Origin of the sequence: Thermoleptolyngbya sp. PKUAC-SCTB121 (assembly GCF_016919485.1) — a bacterium.
Lineage (GTDB): Bacteria > Cyanobacteriota > Cyanobacteriia > Elainellales > Elainellaceae > Thermoleptolyngbya > Thermoleptolyngbya sichuanensis.
Map to the genome: position 1 here is coordinate 317,689 of NZ_CP070366.1, position 16,138 is coordinate 333,826.

A 16,138-nucleotide genomic window follows, 5' to 3' on the forward strand; every position below is an offset into this window, starting at 1 on the left:
CTGGGTAAACGGTTTACAATCTCTGCGTGTCCAGTTCTTCGAGCTAGAGACTCTCCACAGACTTTATAGATTTGCTTTGTAGATTGGAAACGTAGATTTGCCTTGTAGATTGAAAATATGGATTTGAAATCGCTGATTCGCGACATTCCCGATTTCCCTCAGCCGGGGATCTTGTTTCGAGATATTACAACCCTGCTGCGCGATCCTGAAGGACTGCGCTATACGATTGACAGCATGGCCGAACGTTGCACCGATCTGTCGGTAGATTACATCATCGGCATGGAGTCTCGCGGGTTTATCTTTGGTGCGCCGCTGGCCTACAAGCTGGATGCAGGATTTATCCCCGTTCGCAAGCCAGGAAAGCTACCTGCTCCGGTTCACAGTGTTGAATATGAGCTGGAGTATGGCACTGACAAGCTGGAGATTCACCGCGACGCAGCGGAACCGCCTGCCCGGATCTTGATTGTGGATGACGTGATTGCGACGGGGGGCACGGCCGCTGCAACGGCTAAGCTGGTGGAGCAAACGGGCTGTGAACTGGCGGGGTTTGGGTTCATTATTGAACTGACAGGACTGGAGGGGCGCAAGAAGCTGCCGGACGTTCCAGTTGTTACCCTGGTGGAATACTAGGCGGTTTCAGCTCAGATTGGGTAGGGCGGCTATGACTTCTCGTGAGACAGCTTCAGCACAGCAGCGATTTTTGGACGGACTGGTTCAGGTTCAACGGTTTTTGGCCAGTGAAACTGTGGGCTATGTGGTGAAACGGCTGCTGCAAGGGGCGCTGACGCTGCTGCTGGCTTCGGCGCTGAGCTTTTTCATCATTCAGCTTGCGCCAGGGGATTATCTGGACACACTGCGCCAGAATCCGCAGATTTCGGAAGACACGCTGAATGCCTTTCGGGAACAGTTTGGGCTAGACAGATCGCCGATCGAGCAATATTTTCTTTGGTTGCGGCAGATTTTCACGCGCGGCAACTTTGGCGTGAGCTTTATTTATTCTCAGCGTCCGGTGACCTCGCTGCTATGGGAGCGAATTCCGGCAACGCTGCTGCTGTCGATCGCCTCTTTGGTGATTACCTGGGCGATCGCCCTTCCCCTGGGCATCATCGGCGCGGTCAACCAGAACAAGCTAATCGACCGCATCTTTCGCGTGATCAGCTACATCGGTCAGGGGATGCCCGCGCTGATTATGGGGCTGCTGCTGCTGTTTTTGGCGCAGCAACTCTCACCGCTGGTGCCCGTGGGCGGCATGACTAGCATCAACCACGCCGATCTGACCCCAATTGGCAAGGTGCTGGATATCGGCTGGCACATGATTTTCCCGACGCTGGCGCTGAGCCTAGTCGGGTTTGCTGGCCTCCAGCGGATCACGCGGGGCGAGCTGCTGGACGTGCTGCGGCAGGATTATATTCAAACCGCCCGCGCCAAGGGACTGCCAGAGAATCGCGTCATCTACGTCCACGCGCTGCGAAATGCCCTAAACCCGCTGGTGACGCTGCTGGGCTTCGAGTTTGCCAGCCTGCTGGGCGGCTCCTTCATTGTGGAGAACTTCTTTAATTGGCCAGGGCTGGGGCGGCTGGTGCTGGAGGCGATTACGGCGCAGGATTTGTATCTGGTGATGGCTAGCCTGATGATGGGCGCGGCGATGCTGATCATTGGCAATTTGCTGGCCGACCTGCTGCTGAAGGCGGTTGATCCCCGGATTAAGCTGAGCAGTATTCAGTAGTGGGGGGCTAGCCTGTGGGTGTCAGCAGTTTTTCGGCCAGTTGCCCAATCTCCTCGCGCAGGGTGAGCGGTTCCAGCCAGCGGGCCGGAATGCCCGACTCGCCATAGAATGCACCTGCGACCTGGCCGCAGATGGCGGCGGTAGTGTCCGCATCGTCGCCCAGATTCGCCGCGGCGAGAATCGCCTGCTCGTAAGTCTCCGTTGTCCAAAAGCACCAGAGGGCGGCTTCCAGGCTTTGAATCACATAACCCGTGCCGTGGATCTGGTCGAGGAGTTTGTGTCGATAGCTGCCCTGGGCGATCGCCCTTACCGCCTCTTCCGCAAACGATGCCGGGTCGCTTTGCAGCAGGATTTCGGCTTTGCTGGCTCCTGCCAGTGCCCGACGCAGAATCTCGCCAAACAGTTGGGAGGTTTCTACGCATTCCGCTGCGCCGTGGGTGGTGCGGGCACTCTCGCCAGAAAAATGCCGCGTGCGATCGCCATCGGGAAAGTAAAAAATTGGCACTGGAGCCAGCCGCATCAGGCAGCCATTCCCCGCCGCTCTGGGATGCGTCGAGCCGCTAAAGGGGTTGCCAGAGGCTTTGTAAGCCTGCAATGCCTGTTGGGTCGTGTTGCCAATATCAAAACAGACCCCAGTGCTGCTGAGATAGCCCCGCTCGAACCAGGCCCGGTAGCGCTCCATCTGGTCGGCCGCGTCGAACGTGTCCCGTTCCACTAGGCTGGTCGCAAGGCAAAGCGCCATTGAGGTTTCGTCGGTTCACTGGCCCTTTGCCAGCCGGAACGGGCCGCCGCCCACCATGTCGATGACTGGCGGAAAAGAGCCACGCGGCTGAAACTCGACCGTGGTGCCGACTGCATCCCCCACAGCCAGCCCTAGCAGACAGCCCCGCGCACGTTCCAGGAGAGAAATTGACATTCTAAATTGACACTCTAACAAGCCAGACTAACCGGCTCAGAGGCGATCTGGGTCAAAAAGAGGAGACAACGTGAGATTCAGAGAGCCTAGTAGAAATGAGCCTAGTAGAAATCGACCTCTGGTTCGGGCTGCGGCTCAACGAAGCTGGAGGGGTCGTAAAGATAGCGAGTGGCTTCTTCTTCGAGCTGGTGAATCAGGTAAGGTTCGACGACGTTCGTATGCCGAAGGGCGGCCAGATATCCATCGAGGTATAGGCGCAGTTCGTCGAAGCGATAGCCCCGATGCCACTGCTCATTCAGCGCGTCGGTCAGGCGCTGATAGAACCGGATAATTTGTGCGTCCTGAAGCATGGAGAGGTGGTGCAATGCTATGCCCTATTTTACCTCGAAGACAGGGGTGACTAGGGGCGATCGCCCGATTCTGTCCAGACCGATAAGCATTCTGAATACCGAGTTTCTAGCAATGTTAAGACTTACGCAGTTGGACAATTTCTCGCGGGCGCAGCCCGCGAGAAATTGTCCAAAACCTGGGAAGCCTATCGCAAGTGCGTAAGTCCTGAATGTTTCCGATGTTTCTAACAGCGTTTCCTAAGGCATGTTTGAATACCCTTCGATCCCCCCTAGCCCCCCTTAAAAAAGGGGGGAACCGAGCCGAACCACTCCGGAAGTCCCCCTTAATCCCCCTAAGTCCCCCTTAATAAGGGGGATTTAGGGGGATCGACTCAAGGCAATCAACGACCTAGAAAGTTTTAAGACACTGCCTAATATCCCACAGCCACGCCAGCCCAATTCCCACAAACGGCCCATTTGTCAAGGCTTGAGTCGCCTAGCCCGTAGCAGTGGTTACAAAACCTTGACAAGCGCTCTGTTAGCTTTAGAAACAATCCGTATCATCAGCTAAGTCGTAGCTAGGCATTGTGAGCGCTGTCTGCATTCAAATTGTCGAGGGAAATCCCCATTTGCGATCGCTTCTCGGGTGGCACCTCCAGCAGGTCGGCTATTCGGTCTATCAATCTGCCAGCTTGCAGCAGGCCAAAGATGTCTACTTAAACCGCAAGCCCCAGCTTGTGGTGCTTGATTCAGATTTGTCCGACGGAAGCGGGCTGGAGTTTTGTCGATGGCTGCGTCAGCAGAGCCAGCCGTTTGTGTTGATTCTCTCGGCCCGCAGCACCGAGTCCGATATTGTAGCTGGCCTGCGAGCAGGCGCAGACGACTACCTCACTAAGCCCTTTGGGATGCAGGAGTTCCTGGCGCGGGTAGAAGCGCTGACCCGTCGCAGTCGCCCCATGGTTGCCCCGGCCATTCTGGACTATGGCGATTTGAAAATTGACCTAGTGCAGCGCCGCGTCCATCTGAAGCACGAGCTCATTGACCTGACTCCGCAAGAATTTAGCCTGCTCTATGTGCTGGCGCAGGCGGGTGGTTTGCCCCTCAGCCGTTCGGAACTGCTCCGCAAAGCTTGGCCCGATGCGATTGACAATCACCGCACCGTGGATACGCACGTCCTTTCGCTGCGGAAAAAAATTGAGGTCGATCCGCGCCAGCCCAATTTAATCCAAACTGTTCGGAATGTCGGCTATCGCTTTAACACCGAGGTTGCCGGGCCCGGTCTGGTCGCTGCGTCCAACCCCAACCCAAACCACAATCATCGGGCCGCGATGCATTCCTTGTCCTAAACCCAAACCATAGCCCAAACTTTAGGGTTTGCTTTCACCTGCTTTCATTTCATCTGCTTTCATTACGGCGGAAAAGCCGGGGGTTGCGGTATGCTGCTGCTAGCTGCGCTCGTCTGCTGTTGCTATGGGTTTCGGGTTTTTCTTAGGGAGTTCTAGCGTTCAGCCGCCGCTGCGAGGGAATGGACTGCTCGTAGGGCTGCAAGTCGGGCTGCGAGTTTTGGCGCAGTGGCTCGGCAGAATGTTGAATAGCAGAATGTTGAATAGCATGTTGAACGGACGAAGGGCGATCGCCCTTCCCGTTTTGTGCCTGCTGCTGTTGGGAATCACGGGCTGCACGCTGCCCCGCGTCAATGCCGAGGAGCGGCTGTTTTTGCCGCTAGCGGTGGATTTTCTGGGGGAATATCGGCTGCCACCGCAGGAGTTTGAAGGTGCGCCCGTGGGCGGTTTGTCGGGGCTGACCTACGACCGTCAGCGCGATCGCCTCTATGCCCTGTCAGACGACCGCAGCAACTTCGGCCCCGCCCGACTCTACACACTCCATCTCACGCTAGATCAGTCTGACCCAGCAAATCCCCGCATCGGCTCCGTTGAGGTGGAATCTGTCACGCCGCTGCTAGATGAAGACGGCCAGCCCTTTGCAGCGGGAACGGTCGATCCAGAGGCGATCGCCCTCACGCCCCGCCAAACCGTCTACATCGCCAGCGAGGGCATTCCCAGCCAGAACATTCCCCCCTTCATCGACGAGTTCGACCTGGAAACCGGCCGCCGAAAATCTCGTCTGAAACTTCCAGAGCGCTACTTGCCCGCCGCCGATGCCTCGCCCAGGGGAGTTCAGGAAAACCTGGGTTTTGAATCTCTCACCCCCGACCCCAGCGCCCTGGGCACAGCGGGCTATCTGGAACCCTTTCGCCTGTTTGCCGCCACCGAGTCTTCGCTGCTCCAAGATTTGGACGCTGGCCCGCCGGGGGAGTTGCCGCCCCTGCGCCTGCTGCACTACCTCATCGGCGAAGACCAGGCAACGCTCTTGGCAGAACATCTCTATTACCGAGACGCGCTGCCGCCAGAGCAGGGCGAACCTGGACTGACGGAACTCCTAGCGATCGACGCAGGCGGTCAGTTCCTCAGCCTAGAGCGGGCCTTTACCCCACAAACGGGCGTGACCGCGCAACTCTTCCAGATGGTGATGGGCAATGCCACCGACACCTCTGGGATGCCCCAACTCCAGGGCGACCTGAGCAGCATCCAGCCCGTCCGCAAACGCCGCCTGCTCAACCTAGGCGACCTGGGCATTCGGTTAGATAACCTAGAAGCCATGACCCTCGGTCCCCGCCTGCCGGACGGCTCCGCGACCCTGCTGCTGGTCAGCGACGACAACTTTAACCCACTCCAGGTGACGCAGTTTTTGCTATTTCGCCTGCGGTAAAGAGCAGGCTTGAGCAAAAGGATCTTGGATCACAAGAGCAAGCCAAGGACGCTATCCATCCAAAATCCAAAACCCAAAATCTAAAATCCCAAGCCGTCCCCTGCCAAGATCAACTCCATCCATCCAAAATCCAAAATCCCAAGCCGTCTCCTTCCGAAATCAACCCCGCAATCAGTGTATTTATAATGTTGAACTTGTTGAAATAAACTCCCCGTTCCCGACTCTTTCACCCCCCGCTCTTGAACATGCAACCTCCCCTGTCCGCTGGAACCGTTTTGCAAAATCGCTATCGCCTGGTCAAGCTGCTTGGCCAGGGCGGGTTTGGGCGCACGTATCTGGCAGAAGACTTGGGGCGGTTTAGCGAGCGGTGTGCGCTGAAGGAGTTTATTCCCTCGCAGTCGGGGGACTATGCGCTGGAAAAGTCGAAGGAATTGTTTCAGCGAGAGGCGGCAATCCTGTATCAAATTCAGCACCCGCAAATTCCTCAGTTTCGCGCCACGTTTGAAGAAAATCAGCGTTTGTTTCTGGCGCAGGATTATGTAGAAGGCAAGTCCTACCGCGATTTGCTGACGGAGCGCAAGCTGAGCGGGCAGGCGTTTTCGGAGCCGGAGGTGGTGCAACTGCTGCGGCAACTGCTGCCTGTGTTGGCCCATATCCATGCCCGTGGCATTATTCACCGCGACATTGCTCCAGATAACATCATGCTGCGGCAGGCCGATCAGCTTCCGGTGCTGATTGACTTTGGCGTGGTGAAAGAAATTGCCACGCGGCTGCAAACGGCGACCCAATCCACGACCGTCGGCAAGCTGGGCTATGCGCCGAGCGAGCAAATGCAGACGGGACGCGCCTATCCCAACAGCGACCTCTACGCGCTGGCGGTGACGGCGGTGGTGCTGCTGACGGGGCGAGAGCCGCAGGAACTCTACGATGATATGAACCTAACCTGGCACTGGCAGCGCTACGCCAACGTCAGCCCCGGACTGGCGCAGGTGTTGAACAAGATGCTGAGCTATCGGCCGGGCGATCGCTATCAATCGGTAGCCGAAGTGGCCCAGGCGCTCCAGGCAGTGACCAATGCGGCGACCTATCCCGCAACGCAGCCGCCCACCTACCAGCCGCCTGGCTACCAGCCGCCCACCTATCCCCAGCCCGGCTATTCCCAAGGGGGCTATCCGCAGCCGGGCTATTCGCAACCGGGCTATCCGGCCGCGCACCCGTCCCAAACGCCCCAGCCCGTCGCCAGCCCGCCGCCCGACCCCCTTTCGCAGATGCAGACGGTGGCCGTGGGCCGCCCCGTGCCGCCCAGCACCACGACAGCGCACACGCAGGCAGTGGGCAGTGCGGGTCGGCAAGCGAATCGCTCGATTCCTGCGCCGCGCCAAACCTCGGTGTGGGACAATCCGCTGGCTGTGCTGGCGATTGGCATTGGGCTAGCAACGATTACAGGCATTGCGTCTTGGGCGGTGGTGAGTGCGCTGCTGAACGGCAGTCCGCCTGTGGCAACGCCATCGCCGACCGTAACGGTTGCGCCCAGCCCGACGGTGTCGCCCTCGCCCAGCCCCATCTCAACGCCTTCGCCCTCGCCCAGCCCCTCGCCCAGCCAGCCCGTCGAGTTTGACCAGCGGCTCAATTTGCGGCCCGGTTCCAACACCACGGCACGGGGCAGTCTGCGAGATAATCAGACGATTAACTACCTAATTTCGATGGAAGCGGGGGAGACGCTGACGGCGCGGCTGGATGGCGACGGCGTGATCATGACGGTGCTGAATCCCGATCGCCAGCCTGTGGACGGACAGGCTTCGCAGGTGTTGCAGTGGAGCGGCACGGCAGCCTATGCGGGGGATTACGTTGTGCAGGTGAAGCCGCTATCGGGCATTTCTCGAACGGACTATGCGTTGACTCTGAGTTTAGAAGGCGTGCCGCCGAGTCCCACGCCGCCACCACCGCCGCCGCCTGATCCGTCACCCACGCCAGAGCCACCGCCGGAAGTCGATATCCGCACCGAAACGCTGAATCTGTCGCCGGGAGAGTCGCGGGAGGTAGACAACCAGGTGCGGGCGAATCGGATGCGTCGCTATCTGGTGGATTTGCAGAGCGATCAGGGGTTAATCGTCGATATTATCCAGGGCAATGTGCAGGTCGAGATCCGCGACCCGAATGGGCGATCGCTCTCTAGTGCGTCGGGCGGCACGCTGCAAATCGGGCCGGGGCTGTCGCAGTCGGGCCGCTACCAAATCGATGTCAGCGCCAACCAGACTGTGAACTACGTGCTGCGGGCGACAGCGATTAACTAGAATCGATTAACTAAGTAGATAGACCAGATTAAAAAACAGATCCCGAACCCTGCGCCGCCCGCGCAGCGGGCGGCGCAGGGTCTTTGGGTTTTATATTTATTAATGTCCACCTACTTAGAACCATTAATCCTGATTTAGGCAGGCATGAGAGATAGTTTGGGGCTATTGGCGAAGGTCATGGGCGGTTCTGCCCTGGGGGCGATCGCCATCAAATACTTTCCACCGCTGGCGCTCGTGCCTGACAAGGTTGGCATCGTCTGGGCGATCGTGCTGACCCCGACGGGGGTGATGGCGGCGCTGCTGTGCTGGCTCACCTGGCGGCGGCGGACATCGGCATAGGCGTGCAGAATGCTGGCACATCCAGCAGATGAATCCTTTAGGACTTACGCATTTGCGATTAAGGTTTCTGGGTTTTGGACGATTTCTTGCGGGCTGCGCTTGCGAGAAATCGTCCAACTGCGTAAGTTCTATCCTTCTAAAGCCAGGTCTTGAAGCGGCGGATATAGGCAGCTTTGACCCCGCGAGTGACCAGCCAGTAGCCGAGGAGAATGGCAAACAGCCAGAGGAAATAGCGGGCCGGCAGCGGCACCAGCCCAATACTCGCATCCACAGACGTAAAGGGGAGCAGCAGGGCGATCGCCATTACCAGCCCCGTCATCCCCAGCACGGGCAAGGCAGCCGTACTCTCCGTAAACGGAGCCTTAGCCGTGCGAATTAGATGAATAATCAGGGTTTGGGACAGCAGCCCATAGACAAACCAGCCCGACTGAAACAGCGCCGCATCGGCGGGCACATTGAACCCCAGCACCCCCCACAGCACCGCAAACGTCACATAGTCAAACATGGAACTGACAGGCCCGAGGCACAGCATGAACCGTCGCAAATCCCCCACAGACCAGCGCTGGGGCTGGGCTAGGTAGGACTCATCCACTCGGTCAAAGGGAATCGCCGTTTGGGACAGGTCGTACAGCAGGTTTTGCACCAGCAGTTGCAGCGGCTGCATGGGCAAGAAGGGCAACAGGGCGCTGGCCCCCATCACGCTCAGCACATTGCCAAAGTTGGAGCTGGTCGCCATCTTCAGATACTTGATGATATTGCCAAAGGTGCGGCGACCTTCCACGATGCCCTGCTCCAGCACCAGCAGGCTCTTTTCAAGCAAGATTACATCGGCCGACTCCTTGGCCACATCCACCGCCGACTCTACCGAAATGCCCACATCCGCCTCTCGCAGAGCCAACGCATCGTTGACCCCATCGCCCAAATAGCCCACCGTATGTCCCTGCTGTTTGAGAACCTGCACAATTCGAGCTTTTTGCAGGGGCGACAGTTTGGCAAATAGGGTTGTGTTCTCGGCAACGGCGGCCAGTTCCTCATCGCTCATCGGGTCAATCGCCGAGCCAAGGCAGACTTGCTGAACGGGCAGCCCGACTTCTTGACAAATCGTGCGGGCAACATGCTCATTGTCCCCCGTCAGCACCTTGACGTGCACGTTGTATTGCTGCAAGGCGGCGATCGCCCCCTTTGCCGTCTCCTGCGGCGGATCGAGAAACGTCAGGTATCCCACCAGCCTTAGCCCCGCCTCATCTGTCGGGTCGTAGTGATCCTGCGGCGCATCCAGCCGCTTGCAGGCCACAGCCAGCACCCGAAACCCCTGCTGGCTAAACTGCTGGGCTGTTTGGAGGGTCTGCTGATGCAGCGCTTCGGTCAGGGGCGTTGGCTCTCCCTGATGCTGGATGTAGCTGCATAGACCCAGCACCTCTTCCACAGCCCCTTTGCAGATTAGCCGCGGAAAACCCTCCTGCTCGACCACCACAGACAGCCGCCGCCGCGCAAAATCGAAGGGCACTTCCCCCAGCTTGCGATGGGTCAACGCAGACTGGGACAAGGCACTCGCGTCGGCCGCTTCCAAAATGGCATCGTCCAGTCGGTTTTGAATGCCCGTCTGGTAATAACTGTTCAAATAGGCATCGGCTAGCGGATCGGGGCTGGACTGCCCCAGAGGGGCGATCGCACTGTGAAACGACACCTGGTTTTGGGTGAGCGTGCCCGTCTTGTCGGTACACAGCAGGTCAACTGCGCCCAGGTTTTGCACCGCATCCAGCCGCTTGGCCAGCATCTGCTGTTGGGCCAGGGCACTGACCCCGCGCGTCAAGCCGATGCTGAGAATCAGAGGCAATAGCTCTGGCACCAGACCTACAGCAACCGCCACCCCAAAGATCAGGGAAGTTGTCCACTGCCCGCGAACCAGGCCGTTGAGCAAAACCGCGCTGGGAGCCATGATGGCGATGAACCCGATCAGCAGCCAGGTGATCTGGTTGATACCCGTGTCAAAGCTAGTGGGCGATCGCCGTCCGATCAGCGCTTGCGACAGCCGTCCCAAATAGGTCTGCGCTCCGGTGGCGATCACCACGGCGCGAGCGCTGCCGCCCAATACCGTGGTTCCCATAAAGCAAAGATTGGGCAGCGTCCACCAGTCTCCGTTGGGCGATGTCGCAGCGCGAACGGCGCTGTATTTTTGCACCAGATCCGACTCCCCCGTGAGGATCGACTGGCCCACAAAGAAGTGATTGGCCTCCAGCAGCCGCACATCCGCAGGCACCATATCTCCCGGTGCCAGATGCACGACATCCCCCGGCACCAGCTTGCGAATGGGGACTTCCTGGCGACGCTCGGCCGGCAGCAGATCGTCGTAGCGGCTGACGGTGGCGGTGGTTTCGACCAGGGCCCGCAGCTTTTCGGCGGCGCGGCTAGAGCGATATTCCCGCGCAAACCGCAGCACCCCGCTGAGCAGCACGATCCCCAGGAGTAGCGCTGCACCCCGCAGATCGCGAGTGAGCCAGGCGGCGATCGCCAGCACCAGCAGCAGATACACAAACGGGCTATTGAAGGCGCGGAATAACTGCTGATACCAAGCGGGGGTAGTGTCGTGGGCAATTTCATTGGGCCCAAACTGGCGGCGACGCTGGCGGGCCTGCACGGCCGTTAGCCCGTAGGGATGGGTTTCAAGCTGGTTTAGCAGATGATGAGGATCAGTTTGAGCCGCGTTTACCGCAAGCGGCAGCAACGACCTACCAGACGCAGCAGGCAGGGCGCGACGGGACGCAACAGAAAACCAGGAGGGCATAGGGCAAACACCTCGCCAGAGGTCTGCTTTTCATGATGCCGTGCTGGGGCGATCGCCGACGTGTCCAGCCATACCCCGACCCATACAAGTCTGCTGCTACAAGCCTGCTGCATCCCAACGCTGCAAAAGTCAATTCCAGCACCCCTACCCTACCATAGGCTGAATAGCCTATGCAGGAGGATGCCCAATGGTTCTCAAAACGGCCATCGTGGAAACTGAGGCAATCATCCCCACGCCCAGTGGAGAGATGCCCGCCTTTCTCTATCGCCCCGCTGCGCCCGCTGCGTCGGCCTCCAGCCCCGCCGTTCTCTTGCTGATGGAAGCCTTTGGGCTAACCCCCCACATTCGGGACGTAGCGACTCGCACCGCCGCCAAGGGCTACGTCGTCCTCACGCCAGACCTGTACTACCGCGAATGGCCCCACAATAAATTTGGCTATGACGAGGTGGAACAGGCGATGGCAACCATGTATCGCATGGATTTTGGGCAGCCCGTAGAACAGGACCTAAAGGCGGCGATCGCCTTCCTCAAGGCGCAACCCGACGTTTCACCCGACCGAATTGGCGTTACCGGGTTTTGCCTGGGCGGGGGGTTGACCTTTTTAACGGCGTGTCGATTTTCCAGCGACATCGCAGCGGCGGCTCCGTTTTACGGCATGGTATTGGACGATTGGGTAGAGGCGATCAAAGACATCACTGTGCCCGTCTACCTGTTTCACGGCGGCGCTGATCCGTTTATTCCACCGGAGCGCGTACAGCACATCGAGGCGCGATTCAAAGACCTGGGCAAAGCGTATTGGCTCAAAGTGTATCCCGATGCCGACCACGGATTTTTCTGTCACGAGCGATCGTCCTACAATGCCGCCGCCGCTGAGGATGCGTGGCAAGCGCTAACCCAGTTTCTCCATCAACATCTCAACAGGGTTTCCTAAGTCTTATGTCTCTTCCCACGCTCTTTGTCTCCCACGGCGCACCGGATTTACCGCTCTATGAAACTGCGCCTGCCGTTGAATTTCTCAAGCATCTGGGCGCTCAGTGGCCGCGCCCCAAATCCATCCTCGCTGTGTCGGCCCACTGGGAGACGCGATCGCCCGCCGTGAGTATCGCGCCCCACCCAGAGACGATTCACGACTTTGGCGGCTTTCCACCAGAAACCTATGCCTTTCAATATCCCGCACCCGGTGCGCCGGAACTGGCAGAGCGGGTAGAAAAACTGCTGACACAAGCGGGCATGAGCGTCACCCTCGACCCCAGTCGGGGACTCGATCACGGTGCATGGGAGCCACTCATGCTGATGTATCCAGCAGCCGACATTCCCGTGACGCAGCTTTCGGTGCAGCCGCGGCTGGGCACGGCCCATCACCTGCAACTGGGCCGGGCGATCGCCCCACTCCGGGAGGACGATGTGCTGATCCTTGCCAGTGGGGCCGCCACGCACAACCTGCGGGCCTTTGGCGGCTATGCTTTCGACGCAGCCCCGCCCGCCTGGGTAGCAGCATTTGACCAGTGGCTCGCAGCGGCGATCGCCCAGGGAGACACTGACGCACTGCTGCACTATCGCCAAGTCGCCCCCCACGCCGCCGACAATCATCCCAGCGAGGAACACTTTTTGCCGCTGCTGGTGGCGATGGGGGCAAGGGGGCGATCGCGGCATCCAACTTCATCACAGCACCACCTACGGCATCCTCAGCATGGCCGCCTATGGGCTTGTTCAATAAAGCCAAACGTTCAAGGAAAAAATTAACGCTCCTGCGTCTGGCCACTGCTGACGCGCCCCCTTTTGCATTAGCGTTGCATTAGCGTGCAAAGCGGTCATACCGATTCTCGATTCTGGATTTGCGACTTTGGATTTGCCATCTTAGATTGCCAGTTAGATTGCGAGTCAAACCTTTACGGAATGTCCAGCCGTTTCATTCATCGCCCCACTCAGGAGAAGTGATATCAGTATCAATGTCCGAATCAATGTCTGCATCGGGTGTATCCCACTTTTGTAACCCTCACCCTAAATCCCTTGTAACCCTCACCCTAAATCCCTCTCCCGCTTTGGGAGAGGGACTGCCAATCCGGCTCCCCTTCTCCCGTTTTGGGAGAAGGGGCTGGGGGATGAGGGCAAACTTGCAGAACTGGAATGCGCCCTCCGCATCAATGTCCGAAGTCTTTACCCATCATTCTTAATTTCTGACAAATCCCTCAAGAAATATTTTCAAAAATCAATGGTTGCCTTCATACCATTTTTTGCCAGACCGTTTATTCTAAACGGGAGGGTGGCTCCGATCATCCTCGCAGAAGCAGACAGCGGTGGGGGCTACTGGCTGTCTGCTTCTTGCATTTGGACGCATAGAACAACTCAGGGAAAAACTCAGGCATGTTGAGTCAGGCATTTTTGAGAAAAATCGCCTCCCAGCCGTGGGGGCCAAATTCTTTTTGAAACTCGCTGATCACCCAGGCAATCGACTTGCCCTGGCGCTGGGCAACGCGCATCAGGTAATTCTTATAGTTGTGCTTGTCTTCTAGCGTAGGCGATGCGCCAAAGATGGAGCCGAGGCACCAGGCATCCTTGGGCATACAGTTAAATTTTTCAAAAAAGCGGCGATCGCTCCAGGAGGGGGCCGCGCCTTCCTGATAGCTGCGCTTGCGCTGAGCATGGAAAAAGCGCAGCATTTCTTGCTCCTCGAGCATCCGCACCTGTTCGTCGCTCAGCACCTCTTCCAGGTCATCCAGACATACCTGGCTCTCGTCTCGCCATTCGTGCTTGCAGTCGGGGCAGGTCATCAAAAAAATGGGCACGATGCGGCCACAGGCAGGACACTGCTTAATAGGAGCGCTGCCGATGCCCTCGCCTTCTGTGTCTTCTCGCGTAGGCAGGTGATAGAACTCGATGTCTTCGGGAAAGCCCAGCCGCGCCAGGTTGCCCGCCTGGTCAAGAATCGTGCCGTGCAGCTTGCCCGTGTGCGGCGCAATTCGCATGACGCGGCCGATCTGCTGATGGTGCAGCGCCCGCGACTGGGTGGGCCGCAGCAGCAGCCCCACCTCCACGCTCGGCTCATCAAAGCCAATGCTGATCACATTGCAGGAAGTCAGCACCAGAATGTGCCCGTCGCGCAGTTCGGCGTAGAGCTTCTGACGGTCTTTGATGGGCGTTTCGCCATCCACCGTTGCTGCGGGAACATTGGCCTGGTTAAAGGCTTCGGCAACGTGCCGTGCGTGTTCCACGTCTACACAAAAGGCGATCGTGCGCTTGTCGGGAACAAGCCGTAGCCATTCTTCCACAATGCGTTCCACCAGTTCGGGGCGATCGCACGCATTTTTCAGCGCCCGCTCGTCATAGTCGCCCGCCACCGTGCCCACGCCCGACAGGTCAATCTGATGCTCCGGTGACAACCCATAATACTTCATTGGCGCGAGATAGCCCATCTTTTGCAGCACCGACGGCACTGGCGAAGCTACCAGCGTTTCCATATGGTCGCCCAGTTGCGCTTTGCCCAGGCGATAGGGCGTGGCCGTCAGCGCCAGATGCACCGCCTGGGGATGGGTTTTGTAAAGCACCTGTTGCCCTACCTGGCTAAAGACCGTCGTATGCGCTTCGTCAAACAGCACCACATCGGCGTGCCACTTTTTCCACCAGTGGCGCTTGGTCATGGTTTGCACGCTGGCAATCTGGATTGGCGCAGTCGGGTCTTCTTTCCAGCCCGCCTTAATAAAGCCGCAGTGCAGCCCAAAAGCCTGCATCTTGTCGTAGGTCTGCCCCACCAGCACATCCAGATGCACCAAAAACAGCAGCCGACAGCCCCGCGCCTCCGCATGGGCGCAGATTTGCCCGGCGATCACCGTTTTCCCTGCGCCCGTCCCAGCAATCACCGCTACGCGCTTATAGCCCTCGCCCAGCTTGTTGTAGAGATCCTTAATCAACTGCACCTGATAGGGGCGCAGCGTCGGCGGCGTGGGAGCGGTCGCGTTTTGGGCAGTCATGCACGAAGCGTTGTGGGCAAGCAACAGGCAAAATCTCTAAGGCTTACTGTAGCAAAGGACGGCCCGGAATAGAGTTCGCGTGTACTGGAAGCCGCTAGAACCTTGTGCTGCGGCTTCCAGAAAACGAGTCACCCATCGCGATCAAAAAGCTCAGCGAAAGGGTAGTCCCTACAGGGTGTATCCCACTTTTGCAACCCTCACCCTAAATCCCTTCTGGCTCCCCTTCTCCCGTTTTGGGAGAAGGGGCTGGGGGATGAGGGCAAACTTGCAGAACTGGGATGCGCCCTCCCCCCTGTTTGACTGACAAAACAGGTTAAAGCTGGAACGAAAGCCAGGAGGGAAGCAGAGCTTGATTTACGCTGCCTCAATCAACGGCTTGTACAGGCGATGGACGTTCAGACGACTGTTGTGCAGCCAGCGGCTTAGCCGTCGTTGTTTGCTTTGTGCCTGCACTCCTCGACAGGGGACATAGGGCAAGCCACCGCGTCAGGTTGACCTCTCCGCGCTGGAGTAAGGCGATGACCATCCACAGGCAGGTCGTCAGATGCCCACGATGCGCTCAGGGTACCGATTGACCCAGCCAAGTGTTCAAGGCATTGTAGAGAGGGGAGTTCACAACATCTATGCTTTTGAGTGGTATCTAAGCTTAGAACGCTGGCTCCCCTCTCTCTCCTCAGTTCTCTGAAACTACAGCACCACAAGCTGTTCAGCAGCTTATAGACAACTTTTGTCAGTCAACCAGCCCTCAACCTGCCATGGCATCAAGGCGACAACATGATGACTCCCTAAGAGCTAATTTATGAAGCAAATCTTAAGAAGCCTGAAACTCTTGGCATGTGTGGCTTTGAGGTCATGTTTGCCCAGGAAAAGCGGTTTCTCGGAAATCCTTGATTAACAAGGCTTTCAGGCTCCTTTACAAATTAGCTCTCATCTGGTGATCTGTCTCGTTTTATCAGCCTAGGTTTGCGAGTGGCTACAAGATTTGGAACTAATTTGGAACGAATTTGGAATT

12 protein-coding genes and 1 pseudogene are annotated in these 16,138 nt (G+C 58.1%); 8 read left to right on the forward strand and 5 right to left on the reverse strand.

Annotated elements, in window-relative coordinates:
* Nucleotides 1–117: 117 nt before the first annotated feature.
* Together JTM80_RS01360 and JTM80_RS01365 are read left to right on the forward strand one after the other, a co-directional pair.
* Nucleotides 118–630, forward strand: a complete 513-nt coding sequence (locus JTM80_RS01360; protein WP_172353813.1) for an adenine phosphoribosyltransferase — start codon at nt 118–120, stop codon at nt 628–630.
* Nucleotides 631–661: 31 nt separating this feature from the next.
* Nucleotides 662–1,726 (forward strand): ABC transporter permease, encoded by a 1,065-nt coding sequence (locus JTM80_RS01365; RefSeq protein ID WP_172353814.1) that lies wholly within the window; start codon nt 662–664, stop codon nt 1,724–1,726.
* Nucleotides 1,727–1,733: 7 nt separating this feature from the next.
* On the opposite strand, the pseudogene JTM80_RS01370 reads toward JTM80_RS01365, so the two are convergent.
* Nucleotides 1,734–2,642 (reverse strand): annotated as a pseudogene (locus JTM80_RS01370) (ADP-ribosylglycohydrolase family protein).
* 101 nt (nt 2,643–2,743) lie between these two features.
* Entirely contained in the window at nt 2,744–2,992 is a 249-nt protein-coding gene (locus JTM80_RS01375; protein ID WP_172353815.1) for a DUF6761 family protein, read from the reverse strand.
* 566 nt (nt 2,993–3,558) lie between these two features.
* Here JTM80_RS01375 and JTM80_RS01380 point away from each other — a divergent pair.
* The 4 genes from JTM80_RS01380 to JTM80_RS01395 all read left to right on the forward strand — a co-directional run bounded on the left by JTM80_RS01380 (nt 3,559) and on the right by JTM80_RS01395 (nt 8,373).
* Nucleotides 3,559–4,317 (forward strand): response regulator, encoded by a 759-nt coding sequence (locus tag JTM80_RS01380; RefSeq protein WP_172353816.1) that lies wholly within the window; start codon nt 3,559–3,561, stop codon nt 4,315–4,317.
* Between the two features lie 265 nt (nt 4,318–4,582).
* Nucleotides 4,583–5,740: an esterase-like activity of phytase family protein gene (locus tag JTM80_RS01385; RefSeq protein ID WP_205370422.1), complete on the forward strand. Its 1,158-nt coding sequence runs from the start codon at nt 4,583–4,585 to the stop codon at nt 5,738–5,740.
* Between the two features lie 245 nt (nt 5,741–5,985).
* Complete coding sequence (locus JTM80_RS01390; RefSeq protein ID WP_205370424.1) at nt 5,986–8,034, forward strand: serine/threonine-protein kinase; 2,049 nt, start codon at nt 5,986–5,988, stop codon at nt 8,032–8,034.
* A 144-nt stretch (nt 8,035–8,178) separates the two neighbouring features.
* Entirely contained in the window at nt 8,179–8,373 is a 195-nt protein-coding gene (locus JTM80_RS01395; protein ID WP_172353818.1) for a hypothetical protein, read from the forward strand.
* Between the two features lie 136 nt (nt 8,374–8,509).
* On the opposite strand, the gene mgtA is transcribed toward JTM80_RS01395, so the two are convergent.
* Nucleotides 8,510–11,158 carry a magnesium-translocating P-type ATPase gene (gene mgtA / locus JTM80_RS01400; RefSeq protein ID WP_205370425.1) on the reverse strand — a complete coding sequence of 883 codons (2,649 nt, stop codon included), beginning with the start codon at nt 11,156–11,158 and terminating at the stop codon, nt 8,510–8,512.
* Nucleotides 11,159–11,345: 187 nt separating this feature from the next.
* On the opposite strand from mgtA, the gene JTM80_RS01405 reads away from it, so the two are divergent.
* Entirely contained in the window at nt 11,346–12,089 is a 744-nt protein-coding gene (locus tag JTM80_RS01405) for a dienelactone hydrolase family protein (RefSeq protein WP_205370426.1), read from the forward strand.
* 5 nt (nt 12,090–12,094) lie between these two features.
* Nucleotides 12,095–12,901 carry a class III extradiol ring-cleavage dioxygenase gene (locus JTM80_RS01410; protein ID WP_225906732.1) on the forward strand — a complete coding sequence of 269 codons (807 nt, stop codon included), beginning with the start codon at nt 12,095–12,097 and terminating at the stop codon, nt 12,899–12,901.
* A 629-nt stretch (nt 12,902–13,530) separates the two neighbouring features.
* Here JTM80_RS01410 and JTM80_RS01415 read toward each other — a convergent pair.
* Entirely contained in the window at nt 13,531–15,126 is a 1,596-nt protein-coding gene (locus JTM80_RS01415) for a DEAD/DEAH box helicase (RefSeq protein ID WP_172353821.1), read from the reverse strand.
* Nucleotides 15,127–15,490: 364 nt separating this feature from the next.
* On the reverse strand, nt 15,491–15,652 hold the full coding sequence (locus JTM80_RS01420; protein WP_205370427.1) for a hypothetical protein: 162 nt from the start codon (nt 15,650–15,652) through the stop codon (nt 15,491–15,493).
* Nucleotides 15,653–16,138 lie beyond the last annotated feature (486 nt).